This window comes from Carboxydocella sp. ULO1 (assembly GCF_002049255.1).
Taxonomy (GTDB): Bacteria; Bacillota.
This window is the reverse complement of record NZ_BDLQ01000007.1, coordinates 101,443-120,662: the sequence shown is the minus strand read 5'-3', so window position 1 is coordinate 120,662 and position 19,220 is coordinate 101,443. Positions and strand designations below refer to the sequence as shown.

Below are 19,220 nucleotides of genomic sequence, written 5' to 3'. Positions count from 1 at the left end.
TAGGTTCTCAAGTCAACCAAAAACTTTCGTCAAATTGTTGTATAAGAAGACATATTCAGGGAAAGATAAAGCAAACTAACGGGAAAGGGTGAAAAGTATGGCGAAAAAGGACAAGAAAAAAACTGCTAAAGAAAAGACCGCTGCCAGCAATGCACAGCAGCGGATAGAAAAAGCTGAAGCCCAGGCCCATCGTCCGGAAATCTGAAACGGACTATAATTCTCTTACCCGGGAAACCCCCTGTTGCAGTTCCACCAGAAAAGCTTTGTCTCCACTTTGAGCCAGATGCTGATTATGGGTGACCAGGATTACCTGACGCCCAAAGCTCTGGCTCAATTGTTTTAAAAAAGTAGCTACCTGCAGGCTATATTCTTCCGAAACATGTTTGCCCGGTTCATCTAAAAGCAATGGACCCTCCAGCCCACAGGCTTCCAGTAAAGCGACGCGCAAGGCCAGAGAAACTACATCCACCACTCCTCCACCCCGCGCCTCCTGGGGCCGGGTTTCCACCCGATAACCCCCTTCATAGGTAGAGGTCAGGTAAAATTCAGCGCTGGGCTGCTTGTGTTTTTCCTCGATCTCCACCCGGAACTGGGTATCCCCCCCGAAAATAAATTGCAGGGCATTGGTCACCAGGGATTCAATCTGCTGGCGGGCCTGTTCCCGGGCAAATTCCGCCACCTCCTGCAGCAAAAGGCGGGCTTGCGTGGCATCATCCAGAGCCACCACCGTTTGAGCCAGTTCTTCTTTAACTTCCTGAAGCTGGCGCTCCAGCATCCTGTATTCCGCCTGCCGGCTCTGGCAATAGCTCTCCCACTCCTTTAATCCTTGCCGCCAGTCGGACATTTTAACCCCGCCCTTTCAACAGCTCCCAGGGGATTTTGCTTTCAATTTCCCGGGTCAAAGCCGCAATTTCCTCCTGCAGTTCCGCTAAGCGTGCCGGAGCTGCTTCGGGAGTTAAACCCAGTTCCGCAAAGCGGGTTTTTAGCTCTTCCTGTCTTTTTTCCAGCTCGGCTTTGCGCCCCAGAGCCATTTGTCGTAAACTCTGACATTTATCAATGGCTTCCTTTAGTTTCTTTAAATCCTCCATTTAAATAACCTCCTTCTCCCGACTCAGTTCAGCGGCAATGCTTTCCATAACTGCCTCTGGCAAGGGCTGTAAACAGGTGGGGCAGCTGCCCAGTTTCTTTAGATTCGCAACATATTCTCCCACCAGACTCTGTATTTTTTCCTGTTGCTGTTTCAGCTCAGTCAGCAGGGTTTGTTCCTGTCGAACCAGCTCCTGCCAGTGGGTGAGTAATTCCTCCAGCAATCGGGCCCGCTCCTGTTTTTGTTGCAACTCTGACCATAGAGCCCGGGCCTCCTCTACCTGGCTGAGGGGACGCAATTCCCCTTCCAGGCGGCCCAGAGCTCCCTGCAGGCGTTGCCATTCCTCCCAGACCCGATGCAATTCCTGGTACTGACTTTGCAAGTTAATTCCCTGATCCCAGAGGGATAAGAGCTGACCGGTTTTAGCTGTTGACTGCAGGATCTTTTCCTGTCCGGCCAGTTCCTGCCGCAATCTTTCCCATTCCCGTTGCAAGAGACTTACTCGCTGGTATTCCTCCGCCTTCTTTTCTGCTTCTACCAGCAGAGGCTTAGCATCTATCCCGGCGCTAATCTGCTCAATATAGGTACGCCCGGTAGCCAGGCGCTGTTCTACATCCTGCAATTCTGTTATTAATTGTTCCAGATAGGTTCTGTCTTTTTCCATTTCATCCAAACGGGAAGCCTGAGTCTGAGTCTCCTGCAACCGGGCCAGCAGGTCCGGTAAATGGGAGTAACTCTGTAATTGCTCTTCCAGCCGCTCTTTTTCCTCCCCCAGACGCCGTTCCGTTTGCTGCAGGCGGTTGACATCTGAAACCAGACTGCGCTGAGCCGCATCCAGCAAATGTACTCCGGAGAGCCGGCCAATGGCTTTGGCCCGCAACTGCCCTATGCCACTGCCTTCCAGCAGGAAGGGGCCTTCCAATTGCTGGCCCAGATGCAAATACAGGCAGGTATTTTCATCTATTTGCAGGGGCTCAACCCCGGACAATTGCCGCACTTCAACCGGAACCTCCTGCCCGAAGCCTTCCAGAATCACCGGCTCTTCTCCTGTTTTTTCGATAATATAGCGGTTGCGTCTCAGGCTACGTTCCCGGGTGACCCGGCTGCCATCTGACCAGATTAAGGTTACTCTGGCCTCCTGGGTCCCGACCCGGATAAAATCAGTGCCCCTGGGCTCATTAAACAATACCCAGCGGATAGCCCGCATAATAGCAGATTTTCCCTGGTCAGAAGGCCCAACGATAACATTCAGTTCCGGGCTGAGCTCCAGACGGGTATACTGGTGGGACTGAAAATTTTCGATCATCACTTCCCGTAAATATCTCATTCCACCGCCCCCAATCGCTTTTGTGCCTCCGCCAGTTTAGCCAGGGCCAAATGGCGTACTCTTTCCGGTATGCCATCCCGGCGGGCGATTTCCTCAACAATTTCCTGCAAGCCATAGGCCTTGACCTGGCCTGCCTGCCGCACTTCGCTGACAAAAGCGGCCAGTTTGGCTTCACGTACCGCTTGGGCCTCTGCTTTGCTGCGGTCCAGCACCTCGCTACCGGGTCGGGCAGTCTGCAGGGGAATTTTGCGGTAAGTGGGAGCACCACCACTGAAATCCAGCAAAAGCACCTGAGGCTGCCGCTCCATTTCCCGGGGGTGATTGCTGAGACGGACCAGAGAGCCGGGATTGAGGAACCATTTGCCCTCCGCTTGCATATCCTTTATTCCCAGATGATTATGGCCACAGAGGGTGAAATCCGCTTCTGTGCTGGTGATCTGGTCCACCAGGGTATGGGCCATCCCTTCAATCCAGCGCTTCTCCAGCAACATACCATGGACCAGGTGCACAGCCACATCGCATTCTTCTTTAGTGACACAATAGTCCAGCCGGGGATCCCGCCGGTCCAGGTCCACGTGATAGCCGGTACCGGTCAGCTGTAAACGGATCCCCTTATCCTGCAAATAGACCCGTTCACCAGGGGCCAGCAGTCGCACCAGCCCCAGCCGGGCCGCCAGGCCCAGCATGGTTCGATCCAGGGTGGCCAGGTTGTGACCGAAAAGATCGTGATTGCCGGCAATGCCATAGAACGGGACCCTTAATTGCTGGAATACCGCCAGGAATTCACCGGCTACCCCTAAGGCCGGACTGGGCAGGTCAAAGAGGTCCCCACCATGGAGGACCGCACTGACTCCCAGGTCATGGGCCAGTTCCACCACTTCCTTTAACTTGGCCAAAAGGGTCTGAGGAAAATTATCCAGGCGGTTAACGGGACTGGTGCCCCGGATATGGGTATCGGTTAAAAACAGCAGTTTCATGGCATCACCTCATATTTTTTGCCAAAAGGTGTTGAGATTTCCCGACAACGTCCCTGACAGGCCAGATCGGCCAGAGCCGCCTTCACTTCCTCGATTGTGACTGCTCTGCCCAGCCTTTGCCCGATTTCCGGCAAATAGGACAACAGGCTGGCTTCATTTAGTGGTAAAAGTCCCAGTAAAATCTCACTCATTTTATCTTCCTCACTGGCAAAGTCCCGGCTGAGCTCAGTAAATGGGTTATGGCTATGGGGACTGCAAGTTTTGGCTGCCCGAATGCGCACCAGCAGGGAGCGCCCGTAAATTGCCGATGAGACAAAACAGGTCCCGGACGGTAAATAGGGTAACCGGCGGGTTTCTTCCCGGGATAGGTCTGATTCCCGCTGAATCAGGTCAATATCCTGGGAGCGGGTAGTCCGGAATATGAATTTGGTATTGAGCTGGGCATTAATGGTTTCATCCAGCAACGCCGGCCGCTGGGTAGCCAGAATCAGAAACACTCCGTATTTCCGTCCCTCCTGGGCGATTTCCTTGAGAATGGAGCGAGCCGGGGCAGGAATCACCGGTGAAACCGGGGCAAAATTATGAGCCTCATCAGCCACGATAACAAAAGGCGGGAAAGGCTCTCCCGACCGCTCTCCCCGTTGCAGGGAATCCCTGTATTGCCGCCGTTTATCATAGAATTTTTTCAGCACATAAGCTGCAAAAATGTTCAGGGTAGTAACGGTGCCGCGGATTATTACCAGTTTGCGTTTGATAAGCTCCTCCTCTACCGGACGGATATCCCGGTGAAAGATACCGGTCTGTTCCAGACGGTTGAGCCGCCATTGAATACCGGCCAGAGTGCCCGGCCCGCTGATTCGGTCCTTGTATTCCTCCAGCAGCTCCTGAGCCTGGCGCACTTTCTCCGGGGTAAAGAGATCAGGGCTTTTCCTGAGTTTGCTCTCATTCTCCAGGGCCCAGCGCAGTTCTTCCAGGCGGGTTTTAAAGGTCTGAAGGCTATCCCGCCTCTGGTGCAAAGTGATGACGGCATTTTCCATAGCCTCACTTAAACTGCCTCCGGCGGCTGCCAGCAGATTGGCTACTTCAGCCCCATTCAATTCACTGAAATTAACCCCTACTTCCTGGCCGATGGCAAAGAGTACAGCACGACGAGTCCATTCCCGCTGTAATCCTGGTGGCCAGCCTGCTACCTGTTGTTCAAAACTCATTTCCCAGTGCGGGTCTAGCACGATGGTGGGAATCCCCTGCTGCATCAGCTCTTCCAGCACCACCCGGGTACCAAAGGACTTACCCGAACCAGAGCCCCCGAAAATCCCTAAATGGGGATACTGGTTCATGGCCTGGTAATTGAAAATAAAGGGCACCCCTTCCTGAGCCTGTAAACCCTCGCCATTCCACAGGGGCGCTATCTCTCGCAAACCCGCTGGCAGCTCCTGTCCCAGTTCCTCCGTTCCAGCGATTACCCCCAGGGTCAGCCCCGTATCCGGGCCGGTTTTTAACAACAGGGGTGCAACTTCCTCAAATCGGGGCAAGCGTACTGGTGCAGCAAAAGCCACCGGCCAGCGAGCCTCGGTAAGCAGCCGTACCCGGGCCAGATGCACTACTTCCCGGCGTGGGTCCAGCCCAATGGTCAATAGATTGGACAACAGCTGCCGATCCAGCACCGCCCCTTCTCCTTTGCTTCCCGATAAGAGGGGATGGTGGGACTGGCACTCCACCACCTCACCGGTTAACAGACCCAGCTGTGGGTCCTCAATAATCAACAGCTCATTGGTGCGAAAAGGTCGGGTCTGATCCAGTACCCAGACCTCCTGAGGGGTAGTTGTTCCGATTACCTGCACCCTTTTACCTCCTCTCCCGCATGGAGCGCAAAAATTTTTCCCGAACCTGTAAATCCAGGACATAGTCCAGCAAAGCATCAGTTTGTTGTCGGGTTAATTTCACCTTTTGATCGATTAGATCCAGCAACCAGGGAATGCCCCGGCCACCAGCAGGACAAAGGGAAATTACGAGAGCCGCTGCCAGCTGGGCCTTATTTTTCTGTTCAGCCAGCAAATCCAGGGCAATGGCCTGCGGATAGGTACCCGGGCGCAAAAAAACCGTATAATAGCGGTCTTTTACAGCCAAGGGACGATAGGGCAACAGCAGTTCTCCTTCCTGCAGCAAGTCATAGAGAATCTCCCGGTCATAAGCCCTTTGCCAGAGAGGGGGGGCCTTTTCCCCCAGTTCCTGGGCAATGGCATTGGTCCCTACTTCCTCGATTACACCTATCAGTAAAATATTCTCCTCCAGACAAAAGGAATAGAGCTGCTGCCAGCCTTCTGCCCAGGCTTGCTCCAGCCGTAAAAAACCGCCATCCAGCATGATGGCTTGGGGTTTTTGTCGAAAGATGAGTTCCAGCAAGGTTTCCAGCTCCAGTTGGGCCAGATGCCGGTCCCGCAGGCGACTAAATGCCAGTTCCTGGCTCAAACCTTTTTCCCTTACCAGCTGCCTGACTTCTTCTTCCCCCTCAGCCAGGAGGGGGGTTATTACCCGCTGTTTCAGTTGTTCCCCGCCCTGGCTGGCCAGAGCCAGAGCCTGTAATAAAGCCAGCTGGTAAGGATAGTTAGCCCCAATAGTTTGCTGGGAGCCATCTATCCCTACTACCTGCCAGCCCTGCCAGGGTTTGTCCTGGAAAACTGGAATGGGTTTGAATTCACCAAAGCTATCAGCCAGCAGCTGGCGGCCTGCGGCCCGGTCAGGTGTCTTTTGCATACGCCTGAGCAGCTCCTGATTGAGTTCCAGCAAGTCCTCCCACATAAATAAACCTCCAAATGCAAAAACCTCCACCTGTGTATCATTGTAACACAAGCAGAGGTTTTAAGAAATTACCTAATCCTGTTATTTCACCACTTCTCCCGGCCAGGCCATCATGCCTCCTGCCAGGTTTTTGACCCGGGTGAAGCCCTGTTCCACCAGATACTGGGCCACCTGGGCACTGCGGCTGCCAGAAGCGCAAACCACTACGATAGTCTGGTTTTTATCCAGTTCCCCCAGTTTACCAGGGATTTCCCCCATGGGAATGAGGCGAGCCTCTTTAATATGCCCGGCTTCATACTCAAAGGGTTCCCGCACATCGATAACCGTTACCTTTTCGCCTTTAGCCAGCATGGCCTGCAATTCTTCACCACTGATGTCCTGATAAGTAGCCTGGGCCTGCTGCTGGGTTGCTGTTTCTCCCCCGGATTGGGTAGTTTCCTGTTTAGCACAGCCGGTAACGATCAGAAGACCACTCAGCAGAGTGATTAACAACCATTTTTTCACTTCCTTCTCCCCCTTTAGTTAAACCATCCCAGGAACCAGCCCCGTTTGGTGTAGATAAACATCGCCAGCACCAGAACAGTAGATGTCCAGAGTATAACCTGATTGCTTTTTTTGTGATTTTTGGTTCCCATCCAGTGGGCAAAACCCAGCAGAACTATGGTAATACCGTAAAATATATTGCTATATTTCGATACCGAACCAACAGCGGCAAAGCCCAATCCCCCCAGACCGAGGGCGGCAAAAACTGCCGGACCCAGTCAGGCGATACAGGCCAGAAAGCCGGTGATAACTGCTCCAAGACTGGCCAGTTTCTCCCGCATGTTTTTGCACCTACTTTCTCTTGCATTCGCTACCAATTAGTATAGCATACTGCCCCCGGGTAAGCAACTGTTATTTTGTCGAGTCTTGTTGACGCAGCAGATGGGGACAGTTACAATCTTTATTAGTACAGTTAAAGGAGGCCCCGAGATGTTTAGTATAAAACCAAAAAATGATATTTTCTACCGCTTGTTAGGTGAGCTGGCCCAGTGCCTGGAAGAAGCTGCCCGTCATTTTCGCGCCATCATGCAAGAACAGCAACACTCTGAGCAGCTAATGCGGCAGCTGGATCAAGTTGAAGAAAAAAGCGATCAGATTGCCAAAGAATTAAAGAAAGAAATCAATCGTACTTTTATTACTCCCATCGACCGGGATGAGCTTTTCCGGCTCACCCAGGGGTTAGAGCACGTGGTCGATTACCTGCACGGCACCTGCGTAAAACTGGGACTCTATAAAGTGGAACAGACTACCCGGACCGGTCAGGAGCTGGCCGGGGTTGCCTTTGAAGCCAGTCTGGCTCTAGCCAAAGCCATAAAGCTCTTGCCGGAACTGACTTCCCGGCCGGAAGCAATCCAGAAGCTCTGTCAGACTATCAATGAGCTGGAAAGCCAGGGAGATAATATCTACCGCACCGGCCTGGCCCAGCTTTTTGCCCTGGATTGCAGTCCGTTGGAAATCATCAAGTGGAAAGACCTGTATGAATATATGGAAGAAATGCTGGACTTCTGTGATGATATGGCAGATTTATTAGAGGGAGTAGTGCTAAAATATGCTTAGTCTCACCGCTTTGGTCATTATCGTTGTTATCCTTGCTTTGTTGTTTGACTACTTAAATGGCTTCCATGATACCGCCAATGCTGTTGCCACTTCCATTGCCACCCGGGCCCTCAGCCCCCGGCAGGCAATTCTCCTGGCTGCCGCTTTTGATTTTCTAGGAGCGGTAACCCATACCGCTGTGGCAGCTACCATCGGAAAAGGAATTGTGGACCCAGCAGCCATAACCCAGACGGTTTTAATCGGCGCCCTCTCAGCTGCTATTTTCTGGAACCTGTTTACCTGGTACTATGGCATTCCCAGCAGTTCTTCCCATGCCCTCATCGGCGGCCTGGTAGGAGCTGCCGCTGCCCAGCACGGTTTTGCGCTCATCAAGTGGACAGGCCTGAGTAAAATCATCCTGTCCCTGATCTTATCCCCTATTCTGGGTCTGGTGGTGGGCTATCTGGTAATGGTGGGTTTTTTCTGGCTCTTCCGCTTTTCTCATCCCCATCAGACCAATAATGTTTTTCGTCGCTTACAGATCCTTTCAGCAGCGCTGACTGCCTATTCCCATGGCTCCAATGATGCCCAGAAGTCCATGGGCCTGATCACTATGGCTCTCGTCAGCGCCGGTATGATTGATACTTTTCATGTTCCCTTCTGGGTAGTAGTTGCCTGCGCCAGTGCCCTGGCCCTGGGTACCGCTACAGGGGGGAAAAAAATAATCCGCACCATGGGCGGGCGGATTTTTAAAATTGAACCCATAAATGGTTTTGCCTCGGATATTAGCTCTTCCCTGGTAATATTGCTGGCTTCCCGCTTTGGCCTACCCGTCAGCACTACTCATGTAGTCGCTTCCGCACTCATGGGAGTGGGCACAGCCAAAAACTTTCGCGGGGTAAAATGGGGGGTGGCCCGACAGATTATTACCGCCTGGTTTCTCACTTTGCCAGCTACCAGCCTGATCGGAGCCGGGGTCTATCTAGCCCTGGAATTATTGCTCTGATAGCTCCCTGGCTGCAGCCAGGACAGCTTCGGCATGGCCGGCTACCTTGACTTTGCGCCAGATCTGTCGGATAACACCATCGGCATCGATCAGGAAAGTGGATCTTTCAATCCCCATGCTTTTCTTGCCATACATATTCTTTTCTTTTAATACCTCATACAACTGACATACTTCCCCGTTACTATCACTGAGCAGAGGAAATTTCAGACCCAGTTTGGCCGCAAATTTCTCATGACTGGCTATGGAATCCCGGCTTACTCCGAGAATAACGGTATTGATGGCAGCAAACTGCTCCATCCGGTCATTAAAATCGACCGCTTCATTGGTTCAACCAGGAGTATTATCTTTAGGATAAAAATAAAGAACAACCTTTTTGCCAGCTAATTGGGATAAAGTGATTTCCTGTCCCCCGGTAGCGGGCAGGGTAAAATCAGGGGCCTTGAAGCCGATCTCTACCATATTCTCAACCTCCTCTGCTACTTATTTTCCCCATTGGAGCAGGATTTCCTGTTTTGTTGTCGAAAAAAATTTTTTAGAAAAACTTCTTAGGTCCCCCCAAAAATGATTGCCTGTTCGTATAATATAGCGAAAAGGAAAAAGGCAAAACCATCGAAAGGTGGTGACGCAAAGCTAAAGGGGCTACCGCAACTCCGTTGCCAGGCCAGCCAGCTGCCCGAGTGCGAGGCGATTTACCTCCTGCTCTGGCAGGAGGTAAAATTTTGAGCATTAAAAGGAGGTATGTCTTATGACTATCAAACACAAATTCCTGGCCACTTTTGTTGCCGCAATCCTGGCTCTTGGTCCTGTTTCCGCTGTTTTTGCTGAAGGGGAAACCACCACTACCACTGATGCTACAACCCAGACCACTGTTACTTCCGACACCTATGGCAATACCACTACTACTACCCAGGTCAATCCTTTTGAGCAGCAGGTTCTGCAGGTAAAAGCGGTGCTGGTTAAGCTGCTGGACAATCCGACCGATACAGCACTCAAGGCTGAGCTGAACAAGCTGATCACCAGCAAAAAAGATATCCGGGTTCTGGCCCAGGCTATCAATAGTCTGAAAAAAGATGCAGTGGCTGATTTCAAGAAAACTAAAGACAGTAAGACCTATGTGAAACGCATTCACCGGATCAATGAGCTGGCCAGGATGCTGAAAAAGGAAATTGTCAAACGGGAAAATGAAATTAAGAAAGAACAGAAAAAAGACAAGCGGGAACTGGCTCAATTAAAAGCCCAGGAAAAGAAACTGAAACAGGAACTGAAAGCCAAAGCCAAAGCGGAAAAAGCCAAACGTAAAATCGCTGAATTACAAGCTAAAATCAAAAAGTTGGAAGCTGAACTGGCTGCCGCTACCTCAGCTTTGAATCAAACTGCTCAGGCTACTACAACTGTTAATGCCTCCATTACCCAGTAAAAATCCAAGCCGCAGGCAAAGCCTGCGGCTTTGTTATTTAACCTCCACCGGGCAATGCGTTTTACTGTTTCAACCTGGGATCCAGGGCGTCCCGCAAACCGTCTCCCAGCAGATTAAAGCCCAGTACATTCAGCATAATGGCAATCCCGGGGAATATGGCCACCCAGGGCGCTTTAAGCAAGAGATCCCGGGTATCGGCCAGCATCGCCCCCCATTCCGGTGTAGGTGGCTGAGCCCCCAGGCCCAGAAAGCTGAGGCCGGCGGCATCGAGAATAGCTGTACCGATGCCCAGGGTAGCTGTTACAATAATGGGCGCAATGCAGTTGGGCAAAATATGGCGGAAAATAATGCGAGCATCCCTGGCCCCGATAGCTTTGGCCGCCTCGATATATTCAGTGGCTTTCACCGCCAGAACAGTAGACCGTACCACCCGGGCAAAGGTTGGCACATTCACCAGTCCGATGGCCACCATGGCATTTTCCAGACTGGGCCCCAGCACTGCCATGATAGCGATTGCCAGCAGGACACTGGGAAATGCCAGCATTATATCAACAATACGCATCAGGATGGAATCCAGCCAGCCGCCATAATAGCCGCCCAACGCCCCCATCAGGGTGCCTACTATCAAAGCGATGCCTACAGAAATAACCCCCACTTCAACAGAGATGCGGGCACCATAAACAATCCTGCTAAAAATATCCCGGCCCAGCTTGTCCGTTCCCAGCCAGTGCTTGGCGCTGGGTGGTTGCAAGCGCTCCTTCAAGCTCCCATCATGAACGGGGTCATAAGGAGCGATGAGCGGGGCAGCCAGAGCAGTAAACAGCAAGATAGCCACAATCAGCGCACCCAGCAGGGCAACTTTATTCCGCTTTAGCCGACGCCAGGCGTCAGCCCATAGTCCTCCTTTGTTCTGGCTCATGGCGCTCCTCCTTAACTGTAACGAATGCGGGGATCAATATAGGTATAAAGCAGGTCGACCAGAAGATTGATTAACACAAACAGCATGGCTATAAAAACAATACTGCTCTGCACCACCGGAAAATCCCTGGCCATTATGGCAGCATAGATATAGCGGCCAATTCCCGGCCAGGAGAAGATGGTTTCCGTCATTACAGCTCCACCCAGCAAGGAACCAAACTGCAAGCCGATTACCGTTAAAACGGGCAGGAAGGCATTGCGCAGGGCGTGCTTGAGCACAATCAGCCACTCCGCCAGCCCTTTGGCCCGGGCGGTGCGAATATAATCCTGCCGCAACACTTCCAGCATGCTGGAGCGGGTCATGCGGGCAATGATAGCCATGGGGATAGTGCCCAGAGCCAGCGCCGGCAAGGCCAGGTGCCAGAGGGCATCCCTAAAAGCAGCCATATCCCCGCTGAGCAAGGCGTCCACAGTAATTAAGCCGGTAATCACTGGAACAGTATATTCAGTGCTCAGGCGTCCGGAAGGAGGGAACCAGCCTAAAGTCTGGGCAAAGAGGTAGATCAGCATCAGACCTAACCAGAAGATGGGCATAGAAACCCCGAACAAAGCTCCTACCATGGAGATATTATCAAAAAAAGAGTATTGTTTCACTGCCGCAATTATACCCGCAGTCAGACCGACGATCACCGCCACCAGCATGGCCGCCAGAGTCAGTTCCAGGGTGGCCGGGAAAAAAGTAGCCAGTTCCTTGCTTACCTGTTCATTGGTAACTATGGAACGGCCCAGATCTCCAGTCAGAATGTGGCTTAAAAAACGGCCGTATTGAATATATAAAGGGTCATTTAAACCCAATTGTTCTCGCAGTTCTTTTAGCGCCTCGGGTGTAGCCCGTTCGCCCAGCATGATCTGGGCCGGGTCCCCGGGAATAAAATGGATTAAGGAAAAAGCCAGCAGGGTTACACCAAAAAAGACGGGAATAATCTGGAGCAAGCGACGAACAATATATTGTGCCATGAATTTTCCTCCCTGAAAGAGAGAGCAAGAGGCCGGCCGCAACCGGCCTCTCCTCTGTCTTTACCAGCTTACTCTTTGTCAATGGTGTTAAAGCATTCACTACCAGTGGGATGAGGTACCCAGCCCTTGATATTTTTCCTGGCCGCAACCGGCGGGGTGGAATGAACCAGCGGTACCCAGGGAGCATCCGCTTTAATCAGCACCTGAGCCTGCTTGTACAGCTCAGCCCGCTTGTTCTGGTCGGATTCCTGCTGGGCTTTAATCAGCAGGTCATGAACCTTGTCATTCTTGTAGAAAGCAACATTTGAAGCAGAACCTTTGGTAGTGTTGTCCTTGTCCAGCAGAACATAGAGGAAGTTGTCGGGGTCACCATTATCCCCGGTCCAGCCCAGGAGATAGAGTTCGTGTTCCCCGTTTTCCCCTTTCTGGAGATAAGTACCCCAGTCAAAGGTTACGATTTCAGCCTGAATGCCCACAGCCGCCAGATCCTTCTGAATGGCTTCAGCAATTTGCTTGGGCTGCGGCATATAGGGCCGGGCGACCGGCATGGCCCAGAGCCTGGTCTTGAAGCCATTGGGGAAACCTGCTTCAGCCAGCAGAGCTTTGGCCTTAGCCGGATCATACTCATAGTCCTTCACTTCATCATTGTAACCCCAGAGAGAAGGCGGCAAGGGGTTCTTGGCCGGCTTGGCCAGACCAGCATAGAAGGCATCGATCAAAGCCTGCTTGTTGATGGCATGGTTAATAGCCTGGCGTACTTTTACGTTATCAAAAGGCTTTTTCTCGGTGTTCATGGCCAGATAGCCTACGTTCATAGAAGGACGCAGCAATAACTGCAGATTGGGATCATTCTTGATTCCTTCTACATCATCGGGGTTCACCCCGATCATAGCATCAATAGTGCCAGCTTTCAGTTCCATCAGCCGGGCACTGTTATCAGGGATGGTGCGAAAGATAACCTTGTCAACTTTAGCTTTTTCGCCCCAGTATTCTTCATTCTTAACCAGGACTACTTTGTCATCCTTTTTCCATTCCACGAACTTAAAGGGACCGGTGCCCACCGGGTTTTTGAAGTAGTCCTGACCGTATTTCTTGATGGCATCCGGGCTGGAAATACCGAAAGCAGCCATAGCCAGGTTGGCCAGGAAAGGAGCATTGGGTTTTTCCAGAATGAACTTGACGGTATACTCATCTACAGCTTTAACTTCCTTGATGATGCCGGGGAAACCGCCAAACATAGCGGCATAGTATTCGAAATCTCCCTGGTGATAGGGATTGTTCTTGTCGCGCCAGCGATCGAAATTGAATTTGACAGCTTCGGCATTGAAGGGCGTACCATCATGGAACTTAACTCCCTGACGCAGTTTGAAAGTCCATTCCAGCCCATCCTTGGAAGCTTCCCAGGACTCGGCCAGTGCCGGTTGGATCTCAGTGCTATCCTGCTTGTATTCTACCAGAGTGTCAAAAATTTGCTGGGTAACATAGATGGATTCACCATCGGTAACATTGATGGGGTCCAGACCGACGGGGTCACCGGACTTGGCGAAGATGAAGGTTTTTTCTTTCTTCTCTTCCCCTGCCGGTTTGCCGCCGTTGTCGGCGCTTTTGCCGCCACCGCAGCCGCTGAGCAGAGTACTTAAAGCCAGCACACCAGCCAGGGCCAGGGACCACAGTTTCCGCATTTTCACAACTCTCAACCTCCTCATATTGATATTTGCCTGACCTCAATGACTGCCCACTACTACCGGACAGGCAACCTGATGTCCCTGTCCCACTTCCTGCAAACGTGGTACCTCCTGCCGGCAGCTCTTTCTGGCCAGCGGGCAACGGGTATGGAAATTGCACCCCGCTGGCGGGTTGACCGGACTGGGCACGTCCCCTTGCAGGATAATGCGTTCCGCCTTGCGGCCCGGTTTAGGTAAGGGAATGGCGGAAAGCAGGGCCCGGGTGTAAGGATGCATTGGATTGCGGTATAGCTCCCCGGCTGAAGCTATTTCCACAATCCGGCCCAGATACATTACTGCCACCCGGTGACTGATGTGTTTTACCACACTCAGGTCATGGGCAATGAAGATATAGGTCAGGCCAAACTCTTTTTGCAATTGTTCCAGCAGGTTAACTACTTGAGCCTGCACGGATACATCCAGGGCTGATACCGGCTCATCGCAAACAACCAGTTTGGGCTTAACAGCCAGGGCCCGGGCGATACCGATACGCTGTCTCTGCCCGCCGGAAAACTCATGGGGGAAACGCTCGGCATGGTAATGGGGCAATCCCACGACATCCAGCAGCCTCTTGACTTCCCGGGCCGCCTCTCTACGATCGGCCAGCCCGTGAACCAGCAGGGGCTCAGCGATAATCTCCCCTACCGTCAGGCGCGGGTTCAAGCTTGCATATGGATCCTGGAAGATCAGCTGCATTTCCCGGCGTTTTTGCCGCATTTCTTCCCGGCTCAGTCCCAGCAGGTCCTGACCCTCAAACAACACTTTCCCGCCTGTGGGCTCTAATAACCGCAAAACACAACGCCCGGTAGTGGATTTGCCACAACCCGATTCCCCTACTAAACCCAGGGTTTCCCCTCTGGCCACACTGAAGGAAACACCATCTACCGCCTTCACCGCCCCCACCTGTTTCTGCCGGATAAAACCTTTAGTAATGGGAAAATGTTTTTGCAAATCGATTACTTCCAGTAATGGCTGGGTCATGGCTTAAACCTCCGTTTTTTCCTCGGCATAGAGATGACAGGCTACCAGGTGGCCCGGTGCCAGTTCCCTGTACTGCGGCCTTTTCTTCTCACAGAGGGAGCTTTTGTGCTTACAACGAGGAGCAAAAGCGCATCCTTCTGGCAGATTGCGCAAATCCGGCGGTCCGCCTTCAATGGGCTCCAGCGGCTTTTTCTCCTCGGCCTCCAGGTCTGGCAAAGAGCCCAGCAAGCCCCAGGTATAGGGATGTTTCGGTTCGGCAAACAGAACCTCAGCAGGGGCATATTCTACCGGCCGCCCGGCATACATCACCAGGACATCATCACACATCTCCGCCACCACCCCCAGGTCATGGGTGATAAGCAGGATAGAGGTATGGAAGTCCTCTTTCAGTTTTTGCATCAAGTCCAGAATCTGGGCCTGGATGGTTACATCCAGGGCCGTAGTAGGTTCATCAGCAATCAGCAGTTTAGGATTACAGCTAAGCGCCATGGCGATCATGGCCCGCTGCCGCATCCCGCCACTGAACTGGTGGGGATAACTCTGAGCCCGGCGTTCCGCTTCCGGAATACCCACCAGTTCCAGCATCTTCACTGTTTTCGCCCAGGCCTCCTTGCGACCCAGCCCTTGATGTAAACGAATAGCTTCTGCAATCTGTTCCCCTACCGTCAGCAGGGGATTGAGGCTGGTCATCGGGTCCTGGAAAATGAAAGCAATATCATTACCCCGAATGGCCCTGAGCTCTTTTTCCGATTTGGTGAGCAGGTTTTCGCCATTGAACCAGATCTCCCCGCCCTCGATTTTACCCGGCGGTTTGGGGATTAGCCCCAGGATCGACATAGCGGTAATGGATTTTCCGGAACCTGATTCTCCCACTACCCCCAGGGTCTCGCCCTTGTTGAGCCTGAGATTGACCCCGTCTACCGCCTTGACCACCCCTTCCGGAGTGTAGAAATATGTGCGCAAATCCTTGATTTCCAGCAAAATTTCCTCTGTCTTCATTTTCGCCGCTCCTGTATTCAATCTTTCTGCTCTATTACACCTTTGTTTCTTTGCTGCTATTATGGCATAAATATAAATACTTTGCTATTTTTTCTCATATTTATCTCAGAAAAGAAAAAAGCCTGAACTAATTGCCAGGCTTACTGAAATACTGAATAAAGGCATTAATTTGTTTTTTAGCTTCCTGGTATACTTCCGGTAACTCATTGACCAATGGTTCCATACGACTCCAGACCAGTTGAAAGCCATAAGTATGATGAATAATAAAGGTTTTTCTCCCAGCCGGGAGGCAGTTCCTCCGCTAATAAAAGATCTACACTGAAAGGATCTGCCAGTCTCAGGCAATCATCCAGGACCTTGAAATATCGTTGCTGATCTTTAAATCCACTAATTACCAGATCCAGATCCGAATTGACACCAAATCTCCCCTGAGCCAGTGAGCCGATCAACCAGACTTTTTCTACCTGCCATTGTTGTTTTAAATAATCGGCAATAATTCGTGCTTTCTGCCAGCCCAGTTGCTGCAACTCTTCGATTTTCTTCTGCTCTCTCGCTCTCAATTCATCCCAATTGGGCAAAAATACTCGCTCTGGCATAAAATCATCTCCAGAAGATGGCTGTACTAATATTATGCCATGTTTTAATCCTTTTGCCAAATATACTTGTTTTTGGGCCGTCCTACCCGACCGTAATCACAGCAAATGACCACTTTCCCTTCCTGCACCAGATACATGAGATAGCGATGGACAGTGGGATAGGCCAGCTCCACCCCGGCCTGAATCTCCTCAATGGTCAGAGGTTCGGTTTGCTGGCGCAGAAAAGCAGCAATGGATTCCAGGGTTTTGGCACTCATGCCTTTTGGTAAATCTGAAACCTGTTCCCGCCGCAGTTGACCATACTGCAAGTGAACCCGCAAACGGGCAATCAAGTCCGGGGCTTTAATAGGCTTTAAGGCAAAATCGCTGGCCCCTGCAGCCAGAAAGGCATCACAGATTTCCTGCCGTTCGTCCACTGTAAGGACAATAATCGGTGTATGGCTATCCAGTTCCCGCAAACGCTCAACGGTTTCCAGGCCATCTAAGGCCGGCATGTGGTAATCCACCAGCACCAGATCCGGATGATGGCGGGTGAACAGCTCCAGCCCGCGAGCCCCATTTTCCGCTTCTATCGCTTCCCAGCCGGCAAATTTGCAAATTTCCCCGACAGTATAGCGAATAGCGGCATCATCATCGATAATCAGGATTTTGGCCAAGCAAACTACCTCCTTCCCGCTCTTCCGGTAGCAATATTTTTATCCTTGTCCCCTGACCTCTTGTTGAGCTGATCTCAATTTTCCCCTGATGTTGAGTTATCACCTGTTTGACAAAAAACAACCCTAACCCCGATGGCTGTTTTTTGGTGGAAAACCCCCACTCCCAGATCTTTTCCAGCTGTTCCGGTTCCATGCCCGGACCGTTATCTTCGATAATAAATTCCACCCAACCGTCATGCCCTCTGGTGCTGAACTTAATCCGGGCATCCGGCTGATGGGCAGTTGCTTCAAAGGCATTTTCCAGGATATTGATCAAGGCCCGGGTGATGCGAATATGGTTAATCGCTAATTCCCGCTCTGCTCCCTGGATATCAAAAATCACCGTCTGCCCGGTATAACGGGGCAATACATGGGCCCTGATGTAATTGACCAGATCTCCGACGGAAATCCTGGTTCTTTTAGCCTCTGCCAGGATTTCCGAAACCATGGCACTGGCATTATCCACCGCCTGGGCGATTTTTTCACTGTACTCCCGGATTTGTTCCTGTACCGTTAGAAGACCCACCAGAGAATTCAGGCCAGCAATAGTAGTCAAGGGTGTCTTGAGGTCATGCACAAGAGTGTGCATTTCCTGTAAATTGCGCAATTCCAGCCAGCGTAAGCGTTCTTCCCCTGATTGAACAGCGGCCTTATAACTATGATAGTACATAGCCTGTAACTGGGTGGCCACTATGGTCAGCAATGCAGTCAATATGGCCAGACTCACCAGAATCAGGCTGATGGCTGTGGCATCACCCAGAAAACTGCTTACCTCGGCCAGGGCGTAGGCTAACTGCCCCTGCGGCCAGAGGGGCCAAAAGCGCAGCCATTCCATGGTAGCTAAACTTAACGGCATCAAAAATAATACCGTTAAAGGCGGTTTATAATTTGCCATAGTTATTACCATGACCAGTGCAAAACTCCAGAACCAGATGGCCAGGGTTAAAAACCAGGGTGGAGTCTCACCCCCTAAAAAATAAGCATAGCTTTCCGCCCCTATAAAGGCCAGGAACGCCACTATGGCCGCCACCTTTTTCCCCAGGGGCCAGCTTAATTTCCAGAGGGTAAAGGACAAGAGCATAGGTACCAGGTCCAGCAGAAAGTAATATAAAAAGCCATAAGCCAGCCCCAGTAGCACCATACCCTCTCCGCTTATCCCGGCCTTTTCATAATAGTTCACTGCCAGCTCTGCCAGAGGTTGAAACAGAGGCGGTCCTACCAGGGCAAGCATTAAAAAGCATATCACCAGAATCTTTTTCGCCATCAGTTTGCCTCCTTAGCGAAAAACTGCATTGAGAGGAATTTTGGCCTGTTCAAAACTGGATACCCGGCTTAAAAGTCCTTGATAGGTTTCCAGTTGCCAATCTTGCCCGGGTGTTATTTCAATAACCAGCAAATAATCAAGATAGGGCCAGATGGCGGTTAAATCCGGCCCCGGCTGGCACAAAACTCCAATTATCCTCATCCCCTGCCCTCTGGCCACCGCCACCAGATTCAAAACCCGCTGCCTCTCTTCCTGCCAGTCCGTATAAGCCGCCTTCATGCTGTGAACATTGTAATCAATAACAACGATCAGGGTTTTATAACCGGTTAAATCCCTGTATTCCGCTTTATATCGAAAGGTATGGTCAATATTCAAGACAGATGTAAGGCGGTTGATTATTACTCCGCCTGGCCCCTGTCCCAGGCCGGTTACCAGTACCGGTTCCCTGGCAATGGGCACCGGTAAATGGGGAATTTCTGTTGCTTCAGGCGCAGATATTCCTTTTTCCGACCAGAAAAACAAGCCAGCCAGGACATAAAAGCAAAGTAAAAAGAAAACTACCATCCACTTTTTCCAGTAAGTAACCTTTGCTGACATCTTAAAACCTCTTTCGACATTTTTAATGACATTATTATTCTTCTTTCGCTATCGACTGGTCTCTTCCTGCCCGGTTGTGAATAAAAACCTGTGGATAATGTGGATAAGTCAGTGGATAACTGTTATTTCAAACCTTTTTTCTGTGGAAAACTTTTAGGACAACTTTTTCGCTACAAAAATTCTGTCGAAAGAAAAAACCCGGAGCTAAAACTCCGGGTCGTTCTTCCCTTGTTATCCC

21 protein-coding genes and 1 riboswitch are annotated in these 19,220 nt (G+C 51.3%); of the genes, 3 read left to right on the top strand and 18 right to left on the bottom strand.

Features of this window, described 5'->3' with window-relative positions:
- Positions 1-211: 211 nt before the first annotated feature.
- From ULO1_RS01400 to ULO1_RS01365, 8 genes are all read right to left on the bottom strand, one after another.
- Entirely contained in the window at positions 212-844 is a 633-nt protein-coding gene (locus ULO1_RS01400) for an ATPase (protein WP_079907212.1), read from the bottom strand.
- Position 845: 1 nt separating this feature from the next.
- On the bottom strand, positions 846-1,088 hold the full coding sequence (locus tag ULO1_RS01395; protein ID WP_078665843.1) for a hypothetical protein: 243 nt from the start codon (positions 1,086-1,088) through the stop codon (positions 846-848).
- The gene (locus ULO1_RS01390; protein WP_079932801.1) at positions 1,089-2,414 is read right to left on the bottom strand and encodes an AAA family ATPase; all 1,326 of its coding nucleotides are present in this window, start codon (positions 2,412-2,414) and stop codon (positions 1,089-1,091) included. It lies immediately after the preceding gene.
- On the bottom strand, positions 2,411-3,391 hold the full coding sequence (locus tag ULO1_RS01385; protein WP_079932799.1) for a metallophosphoesterase family protein: 981 nt from the start codon (positions 3,389-3,391) through the stop codon (positions 2,411-2,413). Before ULO1_RS01385 ends, ULO1_RS01390 begins: the two co-directional genes overlap by 4 nt.
- Positions 3,388-5,232 (bottom strand): ATP-binding protein, encoded by a 1,845-nt coding sequence (locus tag ULO1_RS01380; protein WP_159071971.1) that lies wholly within the window; start codon positions 5,230-5,232, stop codon positions 3,388-3,390. Before ULO1_RS01380 ends, ULO1_RS01385 begins: the two co-directional genes overlap by 4 nt.
- Before the next feature lie 4 nt (positions 5,233-5,236).
- Entirely contained in the window at positions 5,237-6,190 is a 954-nt protein-coding gene (locus ULO1_RS01375; RefSeq protein WP_079907209.1) for a DNA double-strand break repair nuclease NurA, read from the bottom strand.
- Positions 6,191-6,271: 81 nt separating this feature from the next.
- A complete protein-coding gene (locus ULO1_RS14890) occupies positions 6,272-6,694 on the bottom strand; it encodes a rhodanese-like domain-containing protein (protein WP_107754126.1) in 423 nt (140 codons plus the stop codon).
- Between the two features lie 14 nt (positions 6,695-6,708).
- Positions 6,709-6,912 carry a hypothetical protein gene (locus ULO1_RS01365; protein ID WP_079907208.1) on the bottom strand — a complete coding sequence of 68 codons (204 nt, stop codon included), beginning with the start codon at positions 6,910-6,912 and terminating at the stop codon, positions 6,709-6,711.
- 250 nt (positions 6,913-7,162) lie between these two features.
- Here ULO1_RS01365 and ULO1_RS01360 point away from each other — a divergent pair, with 250 nt between their 5' ends.
- Positions 7,163-7,789: a DUF47 domain-containing protein gene (locus tag ULO1_RS01360; protein ID WP_159071972.1), complete on the top strand. Its 627-nt coding sequence runs from the start codon at positions 7,163-7,165 to the stop codon at positions 7,787-7,789.
- A complete protein-coding gene (locus ULO1_RS01355; protein ID WP_078665851.1) occupies positions 7,782-8,774 on the top strand; it encodes an inorganic phosphate transporter in 993 nt (330 codons plus the stop codon). The genes ULO1_RS01360 and ULO1_RS01355 overlap by 8 nt, the downstream gene beginning before the upstream one ends.
- On the opposite strand, the gene ULO1_RS01350 is transcribed toward ULO1_RS01355, so the two are convergent.
- A complete protein-coding gene (locus ULO1_RS01350; protein ID WP_078665852.1) occupies positions 8,763-9,233 on the bottom strand; it encodes a peroxiredoxin in 471 nt (156 codons plus the stop codon). The two genes, ULO1_RS01355 and ULO1_RS01350, sit on opposite strands and share 12 nt — an antisense overlap.
- Positions 9,234-9,363: 130 nt before the next feature.
- A riboswitch (cyclic di-GMP riboswitch) is annotated at positions 9,364-9,451 on the top strand.
- 68 nt (positions 9,452-9,519) lie between these two features.
- On the opposite strand from ULO1_RS01350, the gene ULO1_RS01345 reads away from it, so the two are divergent.
- Complete coding sequence (locus ULO1_RS01345; protein WP_078665853.1) at positions 9,520-10,191, top strand: hypothetical protein; 672 nt, start codon at positions 9,520-9,522, stop codon at positions 10,189-10,191.
- A 61-nt stretch (positions 10,192-10,252) separates the two neighbouring features.
- On the opposite strand, the gene nikC is transcribed toward ULO1_RS01345, so the two are convergent.
- From nikC to ULO1_RS01300, 9 genes are all read right to left on the bottom strand, one after another.
- Entirely contained in the window at positions 10,253-11,110 is an 858-nt protein-coding gene (nikC, locus tag ULO1_RS01340; RefSeq protein WP_079907206.1) for a nickel transporter permease, read from the bottom strand.
- Between the two features lie 11 nt (positions 11,111-11,121).
- A complete protein-coding gene (locus tag ULO1_RS01335; RefSeq protein WP_078665855.1) occupies positions 11,122-12,126 on the bottom strand; it encodes an ABC transporter permease in 1,005 nt (334 codons plus the stop codon).
- Positions 12,127-12,194: 68 nt separating this feature from the next.
- A complete protein-coding gene (locus tag ULO1_RS01330) occupies positions 12,195-13,808 on the bottom strand; it encodes an ABC transporter substrate-binding protein (protein WP_079907265.1) in 1,614 nt (537 codons plus the stop codon).
- A 42-nt stretch (positions 13,809-13,850) separates the two neighbouring features.
- Positions 13,851-14,831: an ABC transporter ATP-binding protein gene (locus tag ULO1_RS01325; RefSeq protein ID WP_079907203.1), complete on the bottom strand. Its 981-nt coding sequence runs from the start codon at positions 14,829-14,831 to the stop codon at positions 13,851-13,853.
- Between the two features lie 3 nt (positions 14,832-14,834).
- Complete coding sequence (locus ULO1_RS01320) at positions 14,835-15,830, bottom strand: ABC transporter ATP-binding protein (RefSeq protein WP_079932796.1); 996 nt, start codon at positions 15,828-15,830, stop codon at positions 14,835-14,837.
- A 203-nt stretch (positions 15,831-16,033) separates the two neighbouring features.
- Entirely contained in the window at positions 16,034-16,426 is a 393-nt protein-coding gene (locus ULO1_RS01315; RefSeq protein WP_079932793.1) for a nucleotidyltransferase family protein, read from the bottom strand.
- A 44-nt stretch (positions 16,427-16,470) separates the two neighbouring features.
- Positions 16,471-17,082, bottom strand: a complete 612-nt coding sequence (locus tag ULO1_RS01310) for a two-component system response regulator (RefSeq protein WP_078665860.1) — start codon at positions 17,080-17,082, stop codon at positions 16,471-16,473.
- The gene (locus ULO1_RS01305) at positions 17,057-18,385 is read right to left on the bottom strand and encodes a HAMP domain-containing sensor histidine kinase (protein WP_079932790.1); all 1,329 of its coding nucleotides are present in this window, start codon (positions 18,383-18,385) and stop codon (positions 17,057-17,059) included. The genes ULO1_RS01310 and ULO1_RS01305 overlap by 26 nt, the downstream gene beginning before the upstream one ends.
- 12 nt (positions 18,386-18,397) lie before the next feature.
- Positions 18,398-18,982 carry a DUF6305 family protein gene (locus ULO1_RS01300; RefSeq protein ID WP_078665862.1) on the bottom strand — a complete coding sequence of 195 codons (585 nt, stop codon included), beginning with the start codon at positions 18,980-18,982 and terminating at the stop codon, positions 18,398-18,400.
- Positions 18,983-19,220: the final 238 nt, after the last annotated feature.